Source organism: Rhodococcus sp. EPR-147, from assembly GCF_001647185.1.
Taxonomy (GTDB): domain Bacteria; phylum Actinomycetota; class Actinomycetes; order Mycobacteriales; family Mycobacteriaceae; genus Rhodococcoides.
In genome coordinates this window covers 1-752 of record NZ_LVCU01000481.1, presented here as the reverse complement: position 1 = coordinate 752, position 752 = coordinate 1, and the positions used below count along the sequence as shown (strand labels likewise).

1 protein-coding gene is annotated in these 752 nt (G+C 66.9%); it reads right to left on the bottom strand.

From position 1 onward, the window contains the following. A partial coding sequence (locus A2J02_RS20530; protein ID WP_197478089.1) for a sensor domain-containing diguanylate cyclase occupies positions 1-670 on the bottom strand: 670 nt, incomplete at its 3' end. Positions 671-752: the final 82 nt, after the last annotated feature.

Sequence of the window (752 nt, the reverse complement as noted above, 5' to 3'; positions counted from 1 at the left end):
GCGACCACTGGTGCAGTCGACGGCCCGCTGCCTCGAGCACGGCGTCACCTGCCGGGTGACCGTGCGCGTCGTTGATCGATTTCAACCGATCGACGTCGACGAAGGCCAGGGCAACCGGCAGATCCTCGGCGATCCATTCGTCGACGTGGGCGAGCAGAGGACCTCGTCGTAGCAATCCGGTCAGCTCGTCGCGCTCGGCGCGATCGCGCCAGTGAACGGTGTCGTCGACGACGGGATTGACCAGGTCCAGCAAAGCGACGATGAACCGTCGCCCGGCGATCGTCGAGATTCCGACGTGCATCCAGCAGGAGACGACCTCCCCGTCGACGCGCCGCACTCGACGCAAGGCTCCGATCGGTCGACCGTGGTCGGTGGGGCCTGCCTCGGGGTAGCGGTGCTCGAGTTGGACCGCGATACGCGTCGCCGACGCGCGATCCCCGAGCGGCACGAAATCTGCAACGGGTCGGCCGATCATGTCGTCCACGGCGCACCCGAGCACGCCCTCGCACAGGGTGTTGGCCCCGACCACCTCGTAGTGCATCGAGTGCACCATGGCCGCCATCGGAACCGCGGCCACGAACTGGGCGACAGCAGCGCGCTGGTCGCCGGTCACCGCCTCGTGCACGGTGTCCGCACGCAGCACACCCTCATTCATGACACCTTCGCTCATGACACCGTCGATCCATTGGTAGACGCTCGACCGCCCCAGGCCGAGGAAACTCCCGGCAACAGTACTGTTGCTCCGTCGAAGC